The following is a 22,714-nucleotide window of genomic DNA, read 5'->3' as shown; positions in this document are numbered from 1 at the left end:
GCCGCCACCCGGGCCGCGGCGGCCCGTTCGGCGTAGCGGGCGGCCTGGATCTGCGGATTGTTCTTGTCGACCAGGTCGAAGGCCTGCTCGACGCTGCTGGGCAGCAGGGCGGCCAGCGACGGCTCGGGCGCCAGGTCGGTGGGGTTCTGGCCGACCACGGCGGCGTAGGCCGCGCGGCTGGCGGCCAGGATGGCCTGGGCCGAGGACTGGTTGGCCTGGGCGGCGGCCAGGCGGGCCTGGGATTGGGCCACGTCGGTGCGGGTGATCTCGCCGACCTCGAAGCGCGCCTTGGACTCTTCCAGCTGGCGGTTCAGGACGCTGACGTTCTCCTGGGCGATGCGCAGGCGTTCCTGGTCGCGCCGCACGTCGACATAGGACTGGATGACGTTGCCCAGCACCGATTGCTCGACGCTGCGCAGATCTTCGCGGCCGGCCAGCACGTCGGCCTGGGCGGCGGTCAGGTTGGCGTTGGCGCGGCCGCCCGTATAGAGCGGCTGCTGCAGGGTCAGGCCGGCGCCGCTGCCGCTGGCGGTCGTGTGGTCCCGCGTGGCGACCTGGTTGCTGCCGTTGATGTAGGTCTGATCGTTGGCGAAGTCCGTGCGCTGGACCGAGGCGTCGGCCGAGGCGTTGAGCGTCGGGCGAAAGGCGGTCTTGGCCTGGACCACGCCCTCATCGGTGACGCGCTGGTTGGCGCGCTGTCCCTGAAGGGTGGGGTTGGTCTGATAGGCCAGGGCCAAGGCGTCCGCCAGGGTCTCGGCGTGGGCGGCCGAAGACAGGCCCGCCATCAGACCCATGCTGCAAGCGGCGGCCAGCAAAGCGGCCCGACGACTATTCGACATCAAGTTCATTCCCCACGAAACCTTGGCCAGATCGGCGCGACGCCCGCACCTGTATGATCGGCTGTAAGGCGAGAGACCACAGGCGGCTAGTTAAGCTTTTTTCACGCAGACGTTGCGTGTTTGTTTCTGGACTGAAGTCGTCAGAACGCAAAGCCCCGTTCGATGGGGAAACCGGCCAGCATCGGCGGAGTGGCGTCGAAAACGGCGCGACGGCCCACGCCGTCCTCGGCCTTGACATAAATCACGGCGCGGCCGACCGGGCCGTCGCGTTCGATCACCCCCAGGCGGCCGCCCTGGGCCAGGGCCTTGGTCCAGCTGGCCGGGGCCCGCGGCACGGCGCCTTCGCAGATGATCACGTCATAGTTCGCGCCCGACACGGCGGCCAGGTCGTCGCCGTCCAGGCGGGTGACCTGCAGGCCCATCTTCTCCAGCACGGCGGCGGCATAGGGGGCGGCGATGGCCAGGGCCTTGTCGCCCTCGCGCGGACGCAGGTGCTGCAGAAGCTTGCCAACCTCGCGCGGACGCAGCAGCCAGCGGCCGGGGGCGTATTCGACGTCGGCGTCGGCATAGGCCAGATAGCCCTTGCCGGCCGGCACGAGGGCCTCCCGCGCCACGACGCGCAGGGCGTCCTGCAGGGGCAGATCGGTGACGTCGGCCGTGCGGATCTGGCTTTCGACCATGTTCAAGCGCGCGGCCGTGAAATCGGAACTCATGGAATCCCTCGAAGGGCTGGAATTTTCAGCCCGCTTATAGGTCCGCCGCTCCCCTATAGGCAATCGGGGCTTTTGGCGTCCGCGTCCATTCTGGAGGCGGACCTACCATCGCCGATAGCCCGCCACCCGCGACGCGAAAGTCTCCGCGTCCTCGTGGCCCTGCCAGTCGGCGATGGCGGGAGCCAAGGAAGCGGCTTCCAGCAACTGCTGCTGGGCGTCCTTGTAGCGAGGCGTGCGGGCGTAGCGGGCGGTGTCCAGGATCATCGCCCGCAGCAGCAGGGTGGCGGCCAGCGGATGACGGCCTTCGATGGCCCGGGCGGCGGGCTCCAGCAGTTCGGGACGGTCGCCGTCCAGATCGCCGGACCAGCGCAGCACCAGGCGCGCGGCGCGGTCCCAGGCCGGCCAGCGGATCAGGAAATCGAGGGCGGCATGCGGGTCGTGGAAGTCCTCGGCGTGGGCCAGGGCCTTGTCCTCGGCCTCGACGTCGTCGAAATCGGGCAGGCGTTTGAGGAACTCGCGCAGCCGCTCGACCGACAGACCGCGCTCGAAACTGGCCCAGCGCATGTCCTGGGCCAGATCGCCCTGCCCGCGCGCCTCCAGCACCTCGATATAGGCGTCCTCCCAGTCCAGGGCGCCGGGTCCCGGCAGGGAGGGCCGGCCCAACACCGCGCCGACCAGTTGGGCGAACGAACCCGGGGTCGAGCGATCCAGCGCCGCCACGGCCTCGTCCAGCCGGCCCGCCGCGGTCAGCCGCCGGGCGATCTGCGCCCCGATCGGCGGCAGCACGGCCTGAGAGTCGGTGAACTGGGCGATGTAGCCGTCGACGTCGCCCTGGGCGTCGGCGAGCACCTGGACGGCGGCCTTCAGCGCGCCGCTGACCCGCTTTTGCGAGGCCATGGTCGTCTCGACCTGGCCCCGCAGCGTGGCGACACCCTGGACGCCGAGCGCCGGCAGCGCGTTCTTCAAGACGCGCGGACCCAGGCCCGCCCGGCCGTGCAGCAACAGCTCCAGGAGTTGGTCCCCGAGCGCTCGCGGGTCGGGCAAGGCCAGGGGCGCGATCGCGGCTACGTCGTCGACGGCCGCGTCGAACACCGCCTCGACCTCGCCCTTGGCGTCCGCGGTGCGGTGGAAGACCCCTTCGGCCAGGCCCAGGAACCGCAGCAGGGTCGGCAGGGCCAGGGTGGGGTCCAGCTCAGCCAGCCGCCCGGCGATCAGGGCGCGTTGCATGTCGAGCTCGCGCACGAACTCCTTGTGCTTGCGCCAATGGATGCGCGCGCGGCTGTCGGCGACGGTGTCGATGCGCTTGGCCAGCTCGGCGGCTAGGTCCTCGGGACCGATCTCGCCGGCCAGCTCCAGGCGCAACCGCCGCTTTATCTGGGCGTGGCCCTCGGCGACGTCGATCAGCAGTTCGGCCAATCGCTCCGCGCCCAGGGCCGCCAGATTGGCCGTCGTCAGGGTCTTTCGCGATCCCGTGCGCTTCACCGTCGCCAGCGGAGTTCTCCCGTTCGTGCCCGTTCGGCGCGGGCCGAGTCGCCGGGTCCGCCGGCCTCCTTTAGCACGACAGTCCAGGCGGGACCCACGGGTCCGCCCCTGTGGACACCTCTGTGGACGCCTTGTGCGTGTCGTCTCGGCAACAGGCCGCAAACATCTATGGTTTCAAGGGATTCGGCTTGGAACGTGACGTCGTCGGCCGGGTTGAGTCTCCGTTCACGGGATGCATCGACATGGCCAGGGGTTGGGCAAGATCGGGTGCGGCGGCCATTGCCTTGGCCGCCCTGGCTGTTGGCGCGCCCGCCCTGGCCCAAACTTGCCGCGCCGCCGCGCCCACCGTCGGCCAGACCGTCAGCGGCCCGGTGTTGCACGTCATCGACGGCCGCACCCTCTGCATCGCCCGAGGCCCAACGCCCGAACAGTGGATTCCGCTGCGGATCTCGCCGGCCGCGCCGGTCCTGCCCGTCGATCGCGAACGCCTGATGGCGGCCGCCTTCTCTCAATCCCTCACCTGCAGGATCACCCGCGGCGGCCTGGTGAAGACCGCGACCTGCACCCTGGCCGGGCGCCCGCTGGAGACCCTGCTGACCGAACCCGCCACGGTCACCCAGGCCAAGACCTGGCGCTGAGGTCGAGATCGCGGCGGTCGCCAAGTCCCCGCCCCCGTCGGCTGAATGAAGTCCCGAACAACCCACTTGGAAGCCATTTGGCCGCAGCCGAAATTAAGGCCCGATTAACCATAAAGACCCAGTTTCGCCTGGTCTTTCTTGAAGACACCCACCATCACTGACTTTCCACAGCCCGGTCGTCGACCGGGCTGTTTTTTTGTCCGAATGCGCTTGCACCGAGTCAAATCGGCGGCTATCACCCGGCCTCTTCCTGAGGCCACCTGTTCCGCGGTAGCTCAGTGGTAGAGCAGCCGGCTGTTAACCGGCTGGTCGTAGGTTCGAATCCTACCCGCGGAGCCACCTCCGGCTTTGAGACGAAATCCGGCCTAACGGCCGGATTTTTCGTATCCGGACAGAGGTCCGTTTTCTTCAACAGATCAAATCGTTGTCGGAAATCCGCGGAGAGCTCGCGGTCGGCCCACGGTCCGTCTTCTTCAGGGGTGCGACGCGGCCGACGGCCGCGAACACCAATCAGGTGGCCCTGCCCTCAGACACGGCGCCGCCTTCGCGATCCAACAGCGCCCGGAAGCGATCAAGCGAGGCCAGGTGAAAATTGACCAGGGCCAGCCACCCCTTGGCGTGCCAGTCGACGATCGTGTCGGAATCCAGGGCTTGGAACGCCGCCAGGTCGACGATCTGGAAACCTTCCAGTCCCAGCTTGCGGCCGTCGGGGAGCGTGGCGTCCGCGCGGCGATCGATCAGCAGGTTCTTGTCCAGCAGGGCTTGGCAGAAGGCGGCGGTGGCGGCGGCCTCGCTCTTGAAGGCGTCGCAGAAGGCCAGGGCCCGCAGCGTCAGCGCGCTGGGCTTCCCGTCCTCGAACAGCGGCTCGCCCTCATCGCCCGCCTGCACGACACGGTCGGATCCCGCGTCGATCGCCAGCACGAAATCATCCGGATCGCGGGTGGCGATGAAGCCGAAGGGATAACGCCGCACATAGGCGGGCACGTGCACGAACGGACTCCACTGACCGTCGGCGACGAACAGGTTGCGCTGCTCCAGCCCCAGGATGGCGACCGGCGCGGCCTGGGCTCCCGCGAAGACCACGGGATAATTGGCCGAGGCGGCGGCCAGTTCGCCAAGCACCAGCGGCGCAAAGGCCGTGTCCTGGGCGAAGGTCAGGTCGCCGTCCTTCAGCCGCCAGGCCGCGTGGGCCGAGGCCGATAGCGGAAGCGGTTCGCGATAGAACAGCGGCAACGGGGGTGTCGGCTTGGTGCGCGGCTTGGACGCCATGGCGGAAAACTCCGGAAACGGGGAAAGGAAACGACGCCGCGCGTTCGTGCCTATCGCACTCAGCGCGGTGGGCGTTGCAGGCCCTGGGCAGTCGAAAACCCGATCCTGCGCCTGTCGAAGGACGGGTTTCGTTTCCCAAGGCCGAATGTCGATCGGTCTAGCGCGCGGGCGCGCCGGACGCCTGGGGCGGCAGGGTTTCGCGCTCGAACGGGATCGTCGAGATCTTCGCGTCCAGCCCCTGGACGACGGCGGGGGTCAGGTCGTTGGTCATGTTGCCGGCCAGCACCGTGTTGCGATCCAGGAGCAGGCCGCAGGCGCGCTGCTTGAAGACCTGGGCGATCACCGGCTGGGCGGCATCGGCGATGCGCCCCATGACCTTGGTCCGGGTGGCCTCGATCTCGCGGCCGCGCAGAGCGGCCTTGGCCTGCACAGGCTGGAGCTTGGCGCTCAGGGCCAGTTCGCGCGCGCGGCGCTGGGCCTCCGGCAGCTTGGGCGCCTCGGCCTGGAAGGCCTTGATCTCGGCGTCCAGCGGCTTGCGATCGCTCTCGACCTCGGTTTCGGCTGCGTCCGCCAATTGCTTCAGTCGCGCCGAGGCCGACTGGCCGACCTTGGCGTTGGCGAAAATCGCCTCGCGCGAGATCATGCAAACGCCGGGGACCACCGGCCCTTCGCTCAGCGCCGGGGCCGCCACCGTCCCGGCGGCGGGCGTCACTTGGGCCTGGGCATGGCTCGGCGCGACGAAGGCGGAAATCACGGCCGTGGCCAGGGCCGCGGCAAGTTGGGTGTTCATGGGATCGTCCTTGATGACGGCCGCCCAGGCGTCGACGCCCGGTGCAAGCCTGGTTCAGGAAAGGTGCTCCGCCCTCGCCGATGGGAGGGCGGAGTGTTTTTGCGGTCAGCCCGCCATGCCGGGACGGGCGCGGCGCAGCACAATGGTTCCCGCGCCGATCCGCGCCGCGGTGACGTGCTGGTCCATCAACAGCTGCTCAAGCGCCTGCTCCGGAGTCATTCGACCGCGCACCGGCGAGGAGCGACGCTGGGTGAAGGTGTCGGCGTCGTAGAGGATGTTGACGCCGGAAGCCCTGCCCACCGCCCTCACCGCATCCGCCAGGGGCTGGGGCGCGATGTCGAAGTCCTGGGGCCGGGGTTTGGTCGAGCGGTCGTCGAAGGCCACCCGCAACGGCGTCGCGAAACGGCCCGTGACGGTCTCTTGCGAAACTTGGCCCGGCTTGGCCTCTGCGCCGCAGGCCATGTCCCGGCTCTGGCAATCGCCGAACCCGGTCACCTGCACTTCGATGATCGAGGGCGACAGGATCGCGGCGTTCTGGCGGATGCCGTTCACCGCCATCTCGATGGCCTTCTCCACATCGTTGGACTTGGACGACAGGTTGTCCAAGGAGATGGGCGCTCCGGCAGGCGGCGTGGGGAGCCCCGTGGCTATCCCCGACACGTCGATGTTGTCGCCGCCCAGGATCTCGATGGCGAACACATTGAAGTTGCCGCTGACCGCGATTCCAGCGTCGCCGGCGTCAACCACCCCGTTGGGCGCGATCAGGTCAACATCGGCCACGGGCGAACCGGCGACACTGGCGACCGTCTGAATGCCGGCGCCGGTGGGCAGACCGGCCTGGACCCGTGTCATGCCGTCCCAGGCGTCCATGTTGTAGTCATAGAACGGCGCGCTGATCGAGGTCTTGGCGCCCTTGCCCGCCGCGATGTCGCCGTAGGACGACCAGATCAGGATGTTGCCGCCCTTGGTGGTCATCACCCGCGACTGGTTCAGGGTGACGCTCTGGCGCGCCAGGATGTTGATCCCGCCGCCGTCGGTGGTGACCACGCCGGCCCGCAGGGCGTTGCCGCGATCGCCCTCGAAGGCGGGCTGGCCGGTTTCGCCCTGGGTCGCCGCCGCATTGGCCAGCTTGAAGCCGCCGCCGGGGGAGACGAACTCGATCTTGCCGCCGCCGGAGGAAATCACCCGGCTGGCATAGGTCTCGAAATCGCCCGCCCATCGCGATTCGCCGCTTCCCAGGGCCGTGCCGTCCGGCTTCTCGGCGCCGGGGAACAGCGCCTTGATGGCGTCGTAGCCGCGGAAGCTGGAGCCGGTGCGGGGGTTGTCCTTGGCGTTGGCCTCACGGCCGGTCATCCGCAATTCGAGGAACAGCACGTCGCGATAGAACGGCGTCTTGCGATCCGAAGGCAGCGCCGACCAGTAGGACCAGGCGGTGTCGAGATAGGCCAGCTGCTCGACTTGGCTATCCAGGGACTCCAGTCCTTGCAGGCGGCGGACATAGTTGACCAGGCCCTCGCGCGCCTCGGGCAGATAGTTCTCGGCGCGCAGGCTCTTCACGCCGGGTCCGCGCGGCAGGAAGGCGTCGAACGGGGTCTTGAGGTCCTGCGGCAAGTCCGCCCAGAAGCTCCAGGCCGCGGCCACATAGGCCGTCTGCTCGACCTGGCTGTCCAAGGGCTTCAGGCCTTGCAGGCCGCGCACGTAGTTGACGAAGCCGGCGCGCAGCTCGGGCGTCATCGGCTGGCTCTTGGGATCGGCCCCGCGATTATAGTCCCGGTCGAACAGGTAGGTGGACAGCTTGCGGCCGTCGCCCGCGTCGTCCAGCAGGAAGTCGGCCATGGCGCCCGCCTTCCCGGGATTGAGGTAGGCGTCCTCGAAGGCCTGGTAGGACGGCGTTTGGTTGAAGCCAGTGCTGATCGCAATGTCGGCGGCCGTGGCGTTCGGATCCAGGGGTGTCGGCGGCGGCGGCGGGACGTTGCTGGGCTGGCCGTCGGCGTAGATCAAGACCCGGCCGCTGGTGATCCCCTTGGCGTTGCTGGGAATATAGAAGTCGTGACCGGTCTCGACCTCCAGGCGGCCCGGACCGGCGATCGCGATCTGGCCGTTGCTGGAGAAATAGAGGCCGTTGCCGGCCCGAACCAGGCTGTAGTCGCTGGCGTTGTTGTGCTGCAGCTTGATGTCCGGGAAGTAGACGTTGTCGCCGGCCTGGACCAGCAGAGCCTTGGGCAGGTTTATCGGGGCGGTGGTCACCACGTCGCCCACCGCCGCGTAGATCTTGGCCGGGTTGGTGTCGCCCGCGTGCAGGTCGGGCTGGTAGGTCAGCGTGAACAGCTGGGTCTGGAAGGTGGCCCCCGGCTTGAAGCCGGCCCCTTCCAGCACGCTCTGCGGCGCGGCCGAGCCGTACAGCACGCGTCCGTTGGTCGCGCTGGGCATCAGATCCAGCCGCGACTGGCTCATGAAGATGCCGTCATAGCCGGGGTAGAAGTTCAGGGCGTCGCGATTGAGCTCGGCGAAGGGATCGTCGGCCCGCGTCCCCTGCCCCAGTCGCACGTCGTTGTGGGCCAGAAGCTCCAGGTTCCCGGTCGGGGCCGGCGCCATGTAAAGGCCGCCCTTGATGACAACGTCGCCGGCCGCCGCCACCGCGCTGAGCGTGCCCGGCCAGACCGCCGGAACCTGCGCGGCGATCGTGTAGCCATAGGGCGTGACGAAATGATGCTGCGGCTTCAGGAAGCCGCCCTTCCAGGCGACGATGCCGATATTGCCGTAGTTGTTCCACAGGTTGACGTCGCCGCCCGCAGAGAACAGCGAGATCCGGGCGTCCGGCGTGTAGCTGAAGAAGGCCGCGCCGTAGAGCTCGCGAAGCTGGTCGTTGCCGGTGTACTGCTGGTAGTCGTCGACGCCGAACACCCCGCCGCCGCCCAGCTGGTTGTTCATTACCGGCGCCAGCGCCAAGGGATCCATGACCGCGTCGATGTTGAGGTCGCCGCCGCTCTGCAAGCGGAAGTCGCCCGACGAGGTGAACAGCATCGTATAGAGATCGTAGTCGCGGCTGCGGTAGCCTGGATTAAACTCCAGCGCACGAACGGCGTCGATCTGCCGGGTGCTCGTGAACGCCCCGCCCGCGGTGATCTGGGCCTGGCCGTCGGCCACGTAGAAGTTGCCGGTGCCGATGTTGCCGCCCGCGAAGATGGAAAGGTTGCCGCCGCCGTCGGTGTGCAGCGCCTGGACCAGGCCGTCATGCCCGCCGCTGACCCGGCCCGTATTGGGCAGGTTGACGGTCAGGTTGGTGATATCGCCGGCCGCGCTGATCTCGACATTGCCGCCGCCCAGCGCGCCGATCCCGGCCTGGTAGCGATCGAAGCGCACGAACCAGGTGGCCTGGTCGTAAGCGCGTCCCAGATCCTTGCCCCCCATCTCGCTGGGCGTCCTGAAGCTTCCCTGGCTATTGATGTTGCCGTAGCGCCAGAGCCAGGTGTTCGGCAGCTGGTCGCTGCCGGCCCCGACGATGTCACCGCCGGCCTTCATCAGGATGTCGCCGCCGCCTTGCAGGTAGTAGCCGCTCATCGCCCCCCAGAGGCCGGACGATGAGTCGAGCGGCAGGCGGGTGGGCGCGGCGAAATCGGCGACGGGGGCCGCGAAATCGCCCGCCGTGTAGATGACCGACGGCTTGTACTGCAGGACGATGTCCCGGCCGCTGCCGATGTTGATCCCGGCCGTGCCGGTGCGCACGATGTAGCCCGTCGAGTTGTCCCACTGCACGCCGCGGCTCTGGCCGTACTGGCTGATCTGCGAGCGCTCGTTGTTGCCGTATTGGTCCTTGCTGACCGCGTTGCCGCCCTGCGGATCGACGGAGAAATATTCAGGCAAGGCCACGCGGGCGTAGCGCAGGGTGTCGGCATAGTCCTGGGTGACAGGGTCGAACGCGATCAGCGCGCCGCTGTCGGGATCGACATACTGGCCGGTGGCCGCGTCGCGGTTCAGTTCTGCCCCCACCGTGCCGTCGCCGTTGCGGACGTACAGGCGGTTCTCGGTCGTGCCGGCCCGCGGGCCGGTGGTGATCGCCACGCGATAGTATTCCAGGGTGTCGGGCGTGCCGCCGACGATCACCGATCCCTTGCCGGCGGCCAGTTGGCCGATGGGCAGAACCGCCAGGGAGTCCGGGCTGGTGATATTGGCGCCGGCCGCCAGGTTCAGCGTCCACGACGCGCCGCCCAGCAGGGCGGCATTGGCCTTCGCGCCGTCGAAGCCGTCGCTGAGATTGGCGTTCAGCAACAGGTCGCCCGCCGCCCGCAGGGTCAGCACGCCGGCCGCGCCGTTAAAGCGCAAAGTGTGCAGGTCCCAGTCGGTGGCCAGCGTCATGTCGCCGGCGCTGCGCAGCTCGATGCCGGGCTGGACGGTGACGCCCGAACCCAGGCGCGCCTGAATGACCGCCGCGCCCGCCATGAAGCTGCTGGCGTCGGCCGAAATCGTGTTGATCACCGACTGGTCGATGGTCGAGACGTTGTCATAAACCTTGAAGCCCTCCGCGATCACCTGCCGCGCCCCGAGGATCGAGCCCTGGACCGGCGCGATGGCGACGTCGCCGCCGGCCAATTGCGGTGCCCGCAGGCGCACCATACGGCCGCCCTCGCCCGTGCCGGTGACATCGATCAGCGACCCGGCGGCGACCGAGATCTGACCGCCGTTACGACCGGCGGTCTCCAGGAACACCGTGCCGCCCGAGCCGTCCGCCGCGTTGGCCCTGGCCAGCAGTTGCGCGCCCGCGAGGAGGTTGAGGTTGTCGGCCGCCGAGATCTGGATGCGACCGCCGGCATCGCCCGTGGTGCGCACCACGCCGGTGACGTTGATGGAGCCCTGGTTGGCGATGGCCGAGAAGTTCTGAACCCGGATGCTCCCGGTGACATCCAGGTCGCCCTGGTTCACCTCGAACCGGCGAGACTGTAGGAAGCCGCCACTGTCCAGCGCGGCGTTGAAGGCGCTGAAGTCAGTGATCTGGCGGGTCACCAGCGAGAACGAGCCGCTGTGCGCGCCGCCGTGGGACGCACCCTTCATCTGGCCGCGCATGTCGGCCTGCCCTTGGCCGGCCGCGATGTTGAGCCGCCCCGCGTCGCCGCCCGCCGTCGTTCCGGAAACGTCGATCACCGCGCCCGAGGCCATGCGGACGTCGCCGCGGTCGGACGTGAGGTTGACCGTGCCGGCCCCGACGCCGACCTTGGTGTCGAAGATCTGGCTGACGCTGCTGGTCACGTCGATGGTCGAGCCGTCGGCCAGGACCACGTCGCCGCCACGGGCCCGCAGATTGACCGTGCCGCCCGTCAGCAGGATGCGACCGTTGTTGGTCACCGTGTCGCCGGTGAAGCCCAGGGTGGCGCCGAAGGTGGTGAGAAGCGGCAGGTCGGTACGGCCGTTGTTGGCGAGGGTCACCGCGCCGGCGGCGTCCAGGAAGGTCTGCCCGCCGCTTTCGACGGTGAAGTTGGCCGCCTCCACGGCCAGGTCGCCCGGCAGATAGAGCGTTCCGGCGCCGCGTCCGATCACGCGTTGGCCAGCCCTCAGGGTCACCAGGTCAACGCCCGAGATCCGCTTGTCGCCGTCCTCCAGATAGATGTTGGCGGCGTCAATCAGCAGCTTGGCCGCGCCCGCCGTCGGCGGGGCCGTGCCAGCCCCGCTGGTGTTGGCCAGGGTGACCGACTGACCGCCGATGACGGCCGTCGCGCCATTGGCGTTCAGCAGCCGGATCTCCCGGCTGTCCAGCCGCAGGCCGTCGGCGGCTTTCAGGGTCGCGCCACCGTAGATGTCGATGGTCGAGTAGCTCTTGAGCGTCAGGTCCGCGGCCGAGGCCAGGGTCTCGGCCGAGCCGCCGGCGAACACCAGGCCAGTCGTACCGACTGGCGCCGCGCCGATGCTGATCCGCGAGGCTGCGGCGCTGATCTGCGCTGCGGCCAGGGTCGCTTGCCGCGACAGCTGGGTGTCCATCGTGGCGTCCAGCGCGATCGAACGGCTGCTGCGCAACACCGCGTCGCCCGCGATCACCAGATTGCCGGCCGGAACGATCGGCGGCAGGCCCAGGACGGCGCGGTAGGCGTTGGCGGCGGCCAGGGCCGCGGGGTCGGCGCGCAGGGTCGCCATCGCATCGACCGCGGCGGTGTTGCGCAGGATCGAGACCTGCTCGCCGCTGGACAGCCGCAGCACCGCGCCCTGGTCAAGGACCGCGTGCACGGTGACGTCGTCGGCCGGATCCCAGGGCTGGACCGGGTCGACCACTTTGTCGAAGGCCGGCAGAATGCGCAGGTCGCTGGGGCTGCCGCTGATCTTGCCGCTGGTTTCGATCACGCTGCCGCCTTCGACCGTGACCTTGTCGCGCGCGGCGAACAGCAGTTCCGGCCCCTTGAGCACCGAGCCGGTGTTGTCGATCACCACGTCCAAGCCGGAAATCGACAGTTCCAGGTTCTGCTGGCCCTGGCGGCGCGTACCGCCCAGCAGCAGGCTTTCGGCGCCGAACGCGTTCAGGCGATCGCTATCAAGGGCTAGATAGCCCGCATATTTTGTCAGGTCGGTGTTGGCGCCCACGACGACGATGCGGCCGGCGTCGATGTCGGCGAACCCGCCGCGTCCGCCCTTGGCCGCTGCCGACTTCAAGGTGGCGTCCAGGTTCAGGGTGCGCGCGGCCTTCAGCACCACGCTGCCGCCGTCCAGCGGAATCCGAGGCACGTCGCCGACCGGTCTGTTGCTGCGCAGCGCCTTCTTGAGGAAGGCCTCGGAGGTGAAGAAGCTGTTGGCCGTCACCTCGTTGTACTGCGAGCGCTGGCGCAGGGTGTCGCCGTCCATCACCATGAACCCATGGTTCAGGGTGTCGCGATAGGGCGTGCCTTCGGTGTAGCGGTAGCCCGACTGGATGGATGAGCCGTCGGCCAGATCCACGTGCTGGCCGGGCATCATGACGTTCAGATCGGCGTGGCCGTGGTTGGCCGTCACGCGGAAGCCGCCCGGCAGCAGTGCGAATTCGGCCGGCAGGAGGGTGTAGTAGCCCGCCTTCAGGCCACTGCCGCCCGCCAGGTAGATCTTGTCGCCGACGCCCAGGCCGCCGCCGCCGCTCAAGCCGTAGGGCGCGACGTCGCCCTCGAACGACGGCAGCACGGCGAAGACCTGGTCTGGGCTGGAAACCCAGTTGTAGTTGGCGTCGCGATAGCCCGTCAGCCAGTCGGTGGTGCCGCCGATACCGGCGACGAACTCGCGGGCATAGAGATCGCCGCCGCCCGAGACGTCGATCAGCGCCCCTTCCTGCAGGTCGACGGACGCGCCCGAGATATTGACCGACTTGGCCGGCAGGACCGTCAGCTCCAGCCGGGTATAGGGATCGATCCAGGTGTCGCCGTTGCTGACGAAGCCATAGGGGATGACGTGACCGTCGCCCGAGGTGGAGGTGATGCTGCCCGGCGCCAGGACGACGCTGCCGCTGCCGGAGACGCCGTCGACGGCCACCAGGTTGATGGTCCCGAGCGGCGAACGGACGATGCCCGCCTGGACGACGGTGGGCGCCTTGAGCGTGAGCTGGGCCGCGGCCTCGTAGGGCGAGCCGTTCAGCGGCGTGCCGGCGTCCTGCGGCAGGACCTGGATCATGGTCTCAGACGTCACGTCCACCTTGTGGCCGGTGGCGGCGTACAGCTGGTCGGCCTTGAAGGTGATCTTGCCGGGGCTGGAGACCAAGGCGGTCGGCGGCGCGTATACGCCGACGGTCGGTTCGATCGGCAGGCCCAGCAGACGGATATCGCCCTGGCTGCTCAGCCGCGTGTCGGAGAAGCCATAGAACTCAGCGCCCTGGATCTGCAACAGGGTGTCGGCGGTGATCGACAGCCGCGTGTTGGCGTTCAGCCGCTGAACGTCCATGCCCGCCAAGGCGGTGTCGTAAGCGCCCATGTCGCTGACATTGCCATTGGGGAGATCCACCTGTGAAAGGCGGACGACGCCGGCCTCCAAACGCACGTCGGCGTTCTTCTGACCCATGATCCGCAGCGCGTCGATCGAGATCGAGTCGAAGACGTTGCTGCCGTCGGCCTTCTTGCCACCCAGCGTCACGTCGCCCACGAACAGCACGCCGGGCATGGCCGCGACCTTGAACGACGAGAAGCCGCCGTCCGCGATGCGGGCGGTGGACAGCCGCACGCTGGACGCGGGCTCGGTGACCGGACTGGGCAGCACGTAGCCGAGCGCCGAGAACAGCGCCCCTAGATTGGGATCGATCGTCGGCGTCGGCCGCGGCGCGGTGGACGGCGGCGGCAGGTTGTCGCCGATCACGAACACCGGCGGCGGACCATAGGCCGCGACCGTATAGGCGTCGAAGACGCTCAGCAGTTCGGCGCGATTGGAAACGGTGTAGCCGGCCGGGAACGGGATGGAGAAACCGAGCGCCCAATCCCATAGGATCGTTGAAAAATCGACGCCATACGGGCTGGTGACGATGTTGAAGTCGACGTCGTAGAAGAAGCCCTGCTGGAAGTAGGACTCGAGAAGCTCAGCCGTCTGGCCCGCCGTTTGACCGGGTGCGCCGGCCGGCCCATAGCGTCCGCCCCAGTTGACCGAGAAGGCCCCGCCCCGCGCGCCCTGCCCGCCTGCGAAGGCGCGATAGGTGGCCGAGTTTATGTCCATCGAGTCGCCGGTGATCGAGATCGAGCCGGCGTCCGAAGACACGGTTTGCGGCTGCAGCACGACCGCGCCCCGCGCGTCGGTCGCGAAGTCGAACACCGCCGAGGCGCCCGACACGTCCAGGACCGCGCCCTCCTCGAACAGGATCGTCTCGACGTCGATGTCGATCTGGCCGCCGGGCAGGACTTCGCCCCCCACGGTGGCGCGACCGTCCTTGGTCATACCGCGCTTGGTGATCTGCGCCACGCCGGGCGCCAGAAGCCGGGCGTTTTCGCCCAGAACCACTGAACTGCGCTCGCTGCCTCGGATGGTGATTTGGCCCGCCGGCGCGCTAAGCACGCCCTGGATATTGGCCGAGCCGATGATGCCCAGCCGCCCGCCGACCTCGGTGCCCACGAAGGCGCCGTCGAGCACGGCCGTCGACCCGGTGAAGGTGAGGTCCATGCCGCGACGCAGGGCTGACGAGCGCAGCTCCGGCGCCAGATAGACCGGTTCGGCGATATCGAAGACGTCCGTCCCCGACGGCGCCCAGAAGGCCGGCGGGGCGGGATCCAGCAGCGTGCCTTCCTTCAGACGCAGGCTGGCCGTGGTCGCCTCGACCCGAACGTTCTCGCCCACCGTGATCGAAGGCGCGGTCAGGGCGATCGACGAGAAACCGCTGCGGCTGAAGAACGAGGGCGACAGCAGGCGGATGTTCGGCGGCGTCGCGGTCGGGACTTCCGGCGCGGGCAAGGCGTCGCCGATATGGATCGGCGTCGCCAGCTCCAGGCTGAAGCCGCCGTTGCCGCCCAGGCCGTAGGCGCGGGCGTGGTCCAGGCCCGACAGATCCAGGTCCTTGGCGTCCAGCAAGCCGGCCGCGACGCTTAGATCGCCGCCCTTGCCGAGGGTCAGCTTGCCCTGACGGTTCACCCAGGCGCCGGCCGAGCTGTCGATCACCATAGAGGCAGGGAGGATCATCCGGACGTCGTCGATCGGGTCCAGCAGAGTATTGCCTGTGGCCCGGAGCGTGATCTTGCCGCCGTTGATCCTGGGCAGGGTGGCCAGGGTGACCGGCTCAAGGACCTCGTAGTCGCTGTACCAGGAGCCGCGGGTGTCCAGGCGCGTGTCCTTGGCGAATTCCAGCGACAGACCGGCCAGGTCGATCGCACCGCCCTCGGTTCGGATCGAGCCGAAGAACTGCAGGCGCTGACCCGCGCCCAGCGCGAACGACGCGCCGTTGGCCAGATTCAGGTTCACGGCGTGTTCGACCACCACCGCGGGGCCATCCAGCGGCGGGAAGGGATTGATGGAGCCGTCGACCCGGCCGCTCTGCGAAAGCGAATAGCTGCCCATGGTCGAACGGTTGAAGAAGTCGGCCGAGGTCAGGGTGGCGTTGTCGAGGGTCCGCAGGCCGCGGTTCGGCTTGTCCTTGTCGCGATCGAACTCTTCGCCGAACTGGTCGCCATAGACGTCGCTCAGCTTGTCGAACAGGCCAAAGCTGTCGGGAAGCGCCGTCTCGATGGCCGCGATCAGGATGTTGTTGCTGACATATTCGCCTTCGTCGGCGCCGGCCCGGTTTAGGATGAAGCTGCCGCCCTTGGGCAGGTTGGCCCGCTGGTAGCGACCGGCCGTGACCGCGCCCTTCAGCGTGCCCTGCAGCACCACGTCGGGCGCCAGAATCTCGATCTTGCCGCCCGCGCCGCCCTGGACGTAGCTGGTCTCGTACTTGCCTTGCAGGCTGGAAATCAGCGGGATGTAGTAGGTCTGGGACTTGCCCCACTTGGTGTCGTACTGGACCCACTCGTTGGCCTTGCCCATGTAGAGCTCGTCCGGATCGGCCTCGCGAATGTCGATGATCGAGCCGTCCAGCCGGCGCAGCAGCGTGGTGTAGACATAGCCGCTCTCGTAGGTGGTCAGACCGCCCGAGACGTCGATCACCGAGCCCGGCTTCATGATGAAGTCGTCGCCGGCGTCGAGGGTGAACGAGCCCCCGTCGGTCAGGAACTGGGCCAGCGTGCCCTGACTGAGATTGTCGAAGCCGGCCCAGTTGGCCAGGTTGGTGCCGTAGCGGCGATCGACCGAGATTTCCTGGCGATACAGCGGCCCGTCGCGTTGCAACGGCGAGTCCGACAGCTGGGCGGCGAACAGCTTTCCGGTGACCTGATTAGAGCCCATGGCAAGCACTGTGTTGCGCCAGCCCGACAGGTCGATGGTCGCGCCGCGCTCCATCATGAAGCGCGTGCCGTCCTCGTTGTCCTGGTTGTTCCCGTTGCCGCGGTTGTTGTCGTAGAGGTGGCCGGCGGCGTCGAGCAGGATGCTGACCTTGCCGCTGGGCATGTAGACCAGCGCGTTTTCCTGCAGGTGCACCTGGCCGGCGTTGATCTTCAACGTCCCCACCGACTGGCTGCCCGAGCCCACGGGAATCTGGTCTCTGGAGTCGAGGTCCGGCGTGATCTGGGTCAGGCTGCCTCGGCCGAACAGGACCGTGCCGTGGCCCGGCACGTCCGGACCGTCCTGGTCGTTGTTGGGCACTTCCTGGTAGTCGCGGACGATGGTCGCGAAGTTGATCTGCCCACGGAACAAAGCCGTGGACGTCATCTCGATGGCGCCCATCTGTTCCAGGTTCAGTCCCCGGAAATCGACCGAGCCGCCGCGCAGCGAGGTAATGACGCCTTCGTTGCGCGCCACATAGCCGACGTCGCGCGCCCGATTGAATTGCAGATTGGTGACGTAGTTTCCGATGTCGGTGGACATCAGTCGACTGATCACCGCGTTGGGCACCGAGGCGCCGATCGCGTACTGGACCCCCGTGAACTTCAGATAGAAAGCCTGCCAGTCGGCGTCGGGGACCACGCTGGGCAGATACCGATAGGGGATGGAGCCACGCCCGAAGGACAGCGGACTATAGGCGCCGACCTCCACCTTCACCCGCCCGCCCGGCGCGGTGTTGAGGTAGATGTTCTCGCCGGCCGCCAGGATGACCTGGCCTTCGTCGACGACCTTGATCCGCCCCTGGTTGGTCACGCGCGGACCAAACAGCATCACCTTTCCGAACTCGCCGGTCTCGATCGAGCCGCCCCGTCCGACGGTGACATTGTAGCGCTGCGGATCGTTGGGATCGACCACGACCGGCAGAGCCTTGGTCAGGGTGATGTATGAATCGCTGCTGTAGTCGACCGTATAGTCCCAGCTGTTGCTGAAGCTGGGGTCCAGGCGGCTGTTGTCGGCGCCAAAGGAGTTGATGCCCCTGGCGAACTGCACGTCCCGGATATTGAGGGACGAAGCGATGACCTGCTGGGCCTTGACCGATCCGTTGATCGCCACACCCTGCGGCGCCACCAGATAGAGGTGGCCCGGGGCCTCGATCGTGCCGTTCAGGGTGGTGACGCCCGGCGCCATGGAACGATTGAGGGCGATCCAGTCCTTCTTCTCCTGCTGGAACTTGAGCACTTGGCCGGCGGCCATGCTCATGTCGGTCCAGTTCAGGGTCGCCTTCTCGCGGCTCTGGACGATGGTGGTCGTCGCGCCGTCCACCAACACGTCCGACACGCCCTGGCCGGTGACCAGCTGGCGGGTGTTGATCTTGGCGTTGGGGCCGATCAGCACGCCGTTGTCGTTGAAGATGAAGACACGTCCCTTGGCCCGGATCTCGCCGTTGACCTCGGCCGCCGCCGCGCCGTGCACACGGTTGACCGCGATCCAGTCGGCCGACTGTTGCTGGAATTCCAGCACCTCGTTGGTCTGCAGCCTGAACTGCTCCCAGTCCAACAACGCCTTCTGCTGGGTCTGCTCGATGGTCATCAGCGGGCGACCGTCGGCGGCCGTGCCGACTGTCGGGCGGTTGGCTCCGGTCCATTGCGAGACAGCGCCGCCGGGCAGGATCACCTTGCCCGCCTGCATTCCGACCATCGACCCGAACGGAGTCGACTGGGCGCCCGCGGGGCTGACATTGGTCGCCACCGCCATCGCGACGAGGCTGGCTCCGGCGAGCCAACGGGAGGCGCCACGCAGACGGCGAGAGGCGACGAGCAGAGGGCGGGTCATGGGCGTACTCCAGGAACGGATCTGGAAGAAAATCAGTGTTGGGCGGGTGAGGTCGGGGCCACGGCCGGGGCGGGGTCGGGCGCCGCGGAGGCCTTGGCGCTCAGCTCCTGCTGCATGCGCAGCTGGACGCTAGGCGGTAGGGTCGTGTCGTAGACGCGGGCCGCCCGGAGGCGATCCTCATAGTCCTGCACCTTGTTTTCCATTGAGACGCGATGAGCCTGAACGAAGGGCTCCAGGCTTTTGCGGCGGGCCAGGCGATCCAGGATTTCGGATGAAATCTTGTAGAGCTCGGCGTTGCGCTCCCGGCCCAGGACCAGCAGTTCATCTTTCAGCTTGAGCTCGGCGCGCAGGCCGTCGGTCTCCTGTCGGGCGTTGTCGGCGACGATCTGCTGACGCTGATAGCGATCGCGCAGGTCGGCCAACTCGGCCTGAAGGGCCGCGACCTGGTCGGCGGTCGGGGCGGCTGCGGCGGGCGCGGGCTTGGCTGGGGCCGCCTGAGCGACCGGGCCGTAGAGGGTGCCGCAGAGGACGCCGGCGATGATGACGTGACGCATGTCAGCCTCCTCAGAACCGGGTGTTGAGGTTGAGCTGCAGGACGTCGACCGAGAACGGCGGGCGGCTGATGGCGTTGGTGCTGAGCCAGCTCAGCCCGACCGAGGTGTTGTCGTAGATGCCGACGTTGGTTTCGATCACGTAGCCCTTCACGTCGGTGCCGCCGAGGCCGAAGTCGCTGTCGGTGAAGATGTCGAGCACCGCATCGCTCTCGATGCGCTTGTAGGCGGCGGCCAGCTGCCAATCGCCGCGCTTCTTGATGCTCTCCCGTCCGGCGTCGAGCCGCAGCTGCCAGCCGGAGTCGCCCGGCGCCACGCCATCCTCGCCGCGCAGCCTGGCGATCTCTCCGGCGTCGAACGATTGGTTGACCACGTAGTCGGCGGTGAGCCTGACCTTGTTCGCGCCGAAGCCGTTGTAGGTCAGGCTGCCCGTGACGTTGAGCAGGTTGAAGTCCGACGCCAGGCCGGCCAGGGTGGTCAGGCCGTCGGTGCGGATGTTGAACACCGAGTTGCCCTGCGACAGCGACGGCGGGGCCGTGAAGTCGTTGAGGCGCGAGCCGTCGGGAGCGTTCTTCTCGCTCTGCACGCGGTCGTAGGCGTAGTAGGCCACCGCGCCCTTGACCGTCAGGTCTTCGACCGGCGCAATCTCGAACCCGACCTGGGCGCCGTACATCCAGCGATCCTTGTGATCCTTGCCGCGCTCCTGCAGCGGGAAGGCGCCGGCGACGCCGAACAGCTTGAGGCCGGCCAGTTGGTCGTCGAAGTCATGACGGGCCGTGATGGCCGCGCCCTCAGGATTGATGTCCGCGTCCCAGACCATGTCGGTCGACCAGAACGGGTTGGGCATCCGTCCGCCAATGAAGCTGAGCCCCGCGATCGGCGTGACCTCGACATAGGCGCGGTCGATCCAGATCGGATCCTTGTTGAAGTAATCGCCCAGGGTCTTGTTGGTGGAAATGGCGCCGGCGTCGTCGCCCGAGGCCAGGCGCAGGCCGATCTTCACCGCCGAATTGATCTTGGCGTCGACGCCCAGTCGCCCGCGATAGCGGGCGCGGTGGCGATTGACGGTCGAGTTCAGCAGCGGGAAGCCGGTGGCGTCAGTCACCCCGCCGGCCTGGTTGATGGCGTTGACGTCCGGAAAGTAGGGGAAGTTCCCGTCGTCGAAGAACTCGCCCTGGTAGCGCATGCGGAAGTCGCCGGAGAGGGTGACCTGGTTGAGCCAGGCGGGGATGGTGTTGGGCGCGACCCAACCTTCGGTCTTGGCCTGGGCCATCACGTCCTGCCGTACTTCGTCGCGGATCTGGTTGCGCACCAGTTCAGGCACGTAGGGCACGTCGATGACGCCAGGCGCAGCCGGCGCTTCGCGTTGAAGGCGCAGTTCGGCCGCGTGCTTGGCGCGGGCCATCAGCTCCTGCGCCTTTTCGCGGGGCAGCAGGCCCTCGTCGACGAGCAATTGCAGGATCTCGACACCGATGTCGTCGGTCGATTGCGCGTGGGCCGGGGCGGCGGCGAGGCTGGTGGCCAGCGTCGCGGCGGCGCAGAGGAGAGCGGTCTGGATACGCATGATGGTTCCTGGATCGTCGCGTCGGCTCAGCCGACGGGGCGCTTCATGTTGATGGTGGCGAAGGTCACGCCTTCGATCTTCGGCGGCCGGCCGCGGCTGAGCGGCGGCAGGCCCGCCAGGACGTCGCGGATAGCCTTGTCCAGCTTGTCGTCGCCGGTGCTGGACCGCAGCGTCGCGCCGGTGATGCGGCCGTTCGGGTCGATCTCGACGGCGACCCTCACATAGCCCTGGGCGCTGCGGGTTCGCGGATCGCGCTGCAGGGCTCGGCGGATGTGGGTCTCGACGAAGCCCCCCCATCCCCCATCACCGCCACTGCCGCCACCGCGCCCGAAGAGGCCGCCGCCGCCGCCCGAGGCCAGGTGGAAGCTGTCGGAGCCGGCGTCGGCCGCCTTGTCCAGCCCCCCGGCTTCCGCCGTTTCCGACGGCTGGTCGTCGGGCTGGTCGGACGGCGTATCGACGTCCTTCTGAATCTGCGGATCGTCGGTCGGCTGGATAACCTCTTCCTGCTCCATGATCTTCTCCTCCGGTTCGGGCGGAGGGGGCGGAGGCGGCGTGACCAGGGTGATCTCCTGGATCACCCGGCGCGGCGCTTCGTAGGTCGTCGAATGCGGCCATAGCAGCATGGCCACCGTGATCAGGCCGACTAGGCCCGCCGCCACCAGGGTCGGCGCGAGCCAGCGACGTCGGCGCGAAGGGAGATGCGAGGGCATGATCGACCTCACCCCTTGGCGCGTTCGCTGACGAGGCCGAGCTGGGTGATGCCGACCCGCCCGCAGGCGTCCAGCACTTCCATGATCCGGCCATACTGTGAGACGCGATCGCCCTTGATCACCACCGGGAAGTCGGGCGTCACCGCCTTGAACGAGCGCAGCTGCGACTCCAGCTCGTCGATCGTCACCGGATAGGTGTCCAGGTAGACCTGCCCGGCGCTATCGACGGTGATCGCCTTGGTCGTCGGCTTGGCCAGGCTGACCGACGAGCTGGCCTTGGGCACATTGACCTTGATGCCCTGGACCGCCGCGGTGGTCATGATGATGAAGATGATGAGCAGGACGTAGGCGAGGTCCAACATCGGGGTGATGTTGATCTCGTCGTAGGGTTTGCGTCGGGACTGCGCTTGCATCGGCCCTCCCCCTATTCAGCGGCCAGGGGGAGCGGCGCGCCGCGATAGGTCTCGGCGATGCGCTTTTCGAGTTCGTCGACGAAGATCTGCTGCTCAACGCCAATCTCGTCGGAGCGCGACAGCAGGTAGTTGTAACCAAACAGGGCCGGGATCGCGACGGTCAGGCCCGCCACCGTGGCCAGCAGAGCCGCGGCGATGCCGGGGGCGATGGCGTTGATGTTGACGTCGCCCGCGGCGGCCACCGCCGCGAAGGTGATCATCACGCCCAGCACCGTGCCCAGCAAGCCGATGAACGGACCGCCCGAGATGGCGATGGTCAGCAGCACCATGGAGCTGTTGAGCTTTTGGCTCTCGCGCGCCTGGCCGGCGTCCAGCGCCGAACGGATGGCGGCGATGGATTGCGGCGCCAGGGCGAAGCTGGTGGCGCCGCGACCGGCTGCGCCGTTCTCGGTCAAGCGGACCTGCAGCTCGCGGCGGCCGATGTGGAACAACCGGGCCAGCGACGAGGTGTCGGCATGGCGGTCGATGTCCAGGCGGGCCAGGCCGTCATGGGCGCCTTGGCGGGCCATGGCCTCGCTGAAGTCGTCCAGGAAATCGCGGTTGGCCGAGGCGGTGCGGACAAGGAACAGGCCCTTGCCGATCATCACCACCCACGACAAAGCCGCCATCACGCACAGGATGATGATCACCGCCCAGGCGTCGGGCGTCAGGGCCTTGAGCAGGATGCCGAAGTAACCGCCCTCCCCGCCCTTGGTGCTCTCGGCTTCCGGCGAGAAGGCGGTGAACACCGCCGAGCGGCCCTGCGATTGGGCGGCCAGGGCGATGGCCGAGGCCGAGCGGGCGGTGTTGGCGCGCCCAACCTCGTCCAGGTCGCCGATGAAGGACGGCAGGCCGCCTGCCGCGCCGATCGCGTCCTCGCCGCCCAGGGCGGGCAGCTTGGCGTCGATGGAACCGGCGGCGACGCCATTGACGTAGAGGGTGATCTTGTCGCCGGCTGTCACCGCCAGGTGGGTCCAGCTGCCGGGCGACACCGCCGCGGCGGCGATCGCCTCGCCGGTCGCGCCGCCGGCCACGCGGACATAGGG

The 22,714-nt window shown here is 68.1% G+C and carries 12 protein-coding genes and 1 tRNA gene; 2 read left to right on the top strand and 11 right to left on the bottom strand.

Annotated elements, in window-relative coordinates; translation table 11 throughout:
* The 3 genes from WAL33_RS20250 to WAL33_RS20240 form a co-directional block, all read right to left on the bottom strand.
* Positions 1-848: TolC family protein (locus tag WAL33_RS20250; protein ID WP_422183669.1), on the bottom strand; the 848-nt coding region annotated here is incomplete at its 3' end.
* A gap of 131 nt (positions 849-979) precedes the next feature.
* Positions 980-1,552, bottom strand: a complete 573-nt coding sequence (locus WAL33_RS20245) for a protein-L-isoaspartate O-methyltransferase family protein (RefSeq protein ID WP_422183667.1) — start codon at positions 1,550-1,552, stop codon at positions 980-982.
* A 102-nt stretch (positions 1,553-1,654) separates the two neighbouring features.
* Positions 1,655-3,034 carry a DUF6880 family protein gene (locus WAL33_RS20240; protein ID WP_422183665.1) on the bottom strand — a complete coding sequence of 460 codons (1,380 nt, stop codon included), beginning with the start codon at positions 3,032-3,034 and terminating at the stop codon, positions 1,655-1,657.
* Between the two features lie 242 nt (positions 3,035-3,276).
* On the opposite strand from WAL33_RS20240, the gene WAL33_RS20235 reads away from it, so the two are divergent.
* Both WAL33_RS20235 and WAL33_RS20230 read left to right on the top strand, forming a co-directional pair.
* Positions 3,277-3,672: a hypothetical protein gene (locus tag WAL33_RS20235; RefSeq protein WP_422183663.1), complete on the top strand. Its 396-nt coding sequence runs from the start codon at positions 3,277-3,279 to the stop codon at positions 3,670-3,672.
* 264 nt (positions 3,673-3,936) lie between these two features.
* Positions 3,937-4,011 (top strand) — tRNA-Asn (locus tag WAL33_RS20230).
* Positions 4,012-4,182: 171 nt separating this feature from the next.
* On the opposite strand, the gene WAL33_RS20225 is transcribed toward WAL33_RS20230, so the two are convergent.
* The 8 genes from WAL33_RS20225 to WAL33_RS20190 form a co-directional block, all read right to left on the bottom strand.
* Positions 4,183-4,941 carry a SapC family protein gene (locus WAL33_RS20225; protein ID WP_422183661.1) on the bottom strand — a complete coding sequence of 253 codons (759 nt, stop codon included), beginning with the start codon at positions 4,939-4,941 and terminating at the stop codon, positions 4,183-4,185.
* 157 nt (positions 4,942-5,098) lie between these two features.
* Entirely contained in the window at positions 5,099-5,731 is a 633-nt protein-coding gene (locus tag WAL33_RS20220) for an OmpH family outer membrane protein (protein ID WP_422183660.1), read from the bottom strand.
* A gap of 105 nt (positions 5,732-5,836) precedes the next feature.
* Positions 5,837-18,391: a filamentous haemagglutinin family protein gene (locus WAL33_RS20215; protein WP_422183658.1), complete on the bottom strand. Its 12,555-nt coding sequence runs from the start codon at positions 18,389-18,391 to the stop codon at positions 5,837-5,839.
* Between the two features lie 32 nt (positions 18,392-18,423).
* On the bottom strand, positions 18,424-18,945 hold the full coding sequence (locus tag WAL33_RS20210) for a hypothetical protein (RefSeq protein WP_422183657.1): 522 nt from the start codon (positions 18,943-18,945) through the stop codon (positions 18,424-18,426).
* A gap of 10 nt (positions 18,946-18,955) precedes the next feature.
* Positions 18,956-20,506, bottom strand: coding sequence for a putative porin (locus WAL33_RS20205; RefSeq protein ID WP_422183655.1), 1,551 nt, complete (start codon positions 20,504-20,506; stop codon positions 18,956-18,958).
* A 26-nt stretch (positions 20,507-20,532) separates the two neighbouring features.
* Positions 20,533-21,216, bottom strand: a complete 684-nt coding sequence (locus WAL33_RS20200) for an energy transducer TonB (RefSeq protein WP_422183653.1) — start codon at positions 21,214-21,216, stop codon at positions 20,533-20,535.
* Between the two features lie 8 nt (positions 21,217-21,224).
* Positions 21,225-21,629, bottom strand: a complete 405-nt coding sequence (locus WAL33_RS20195; RefSeq protein ID WP_422183652.1) for an ExbD/TolR family protein — start codon at positions 21,627-21,629, stop codon at positions 21,225-21,227.
* A gap of 11 nt (positions 21,630-21,640) precedes the next feature.
* On the bottom strand, positions 21,641-22,714 hold a 1,074-nt coding region (locus WAL33_RS20190), incomplete at its 5' end, for a MotA/TolQ/ExbB proton channel family protein (protein WP_422183650.1).

The organism is Caulobacter sp. (assembly GCF_049283275.1).
In the GTDB taxonomy this organism is placed as follows: domain Bacteria; phylum Pseudomonadota; class Alphaproteobacteria; order Caulobacterales; family Caulobacteraceae; genus Caulobacter.
Note: the sequence above shows the minus strand (reverse complement) of the source record. Positions and strands in the feature narration are given on the sequence as shown.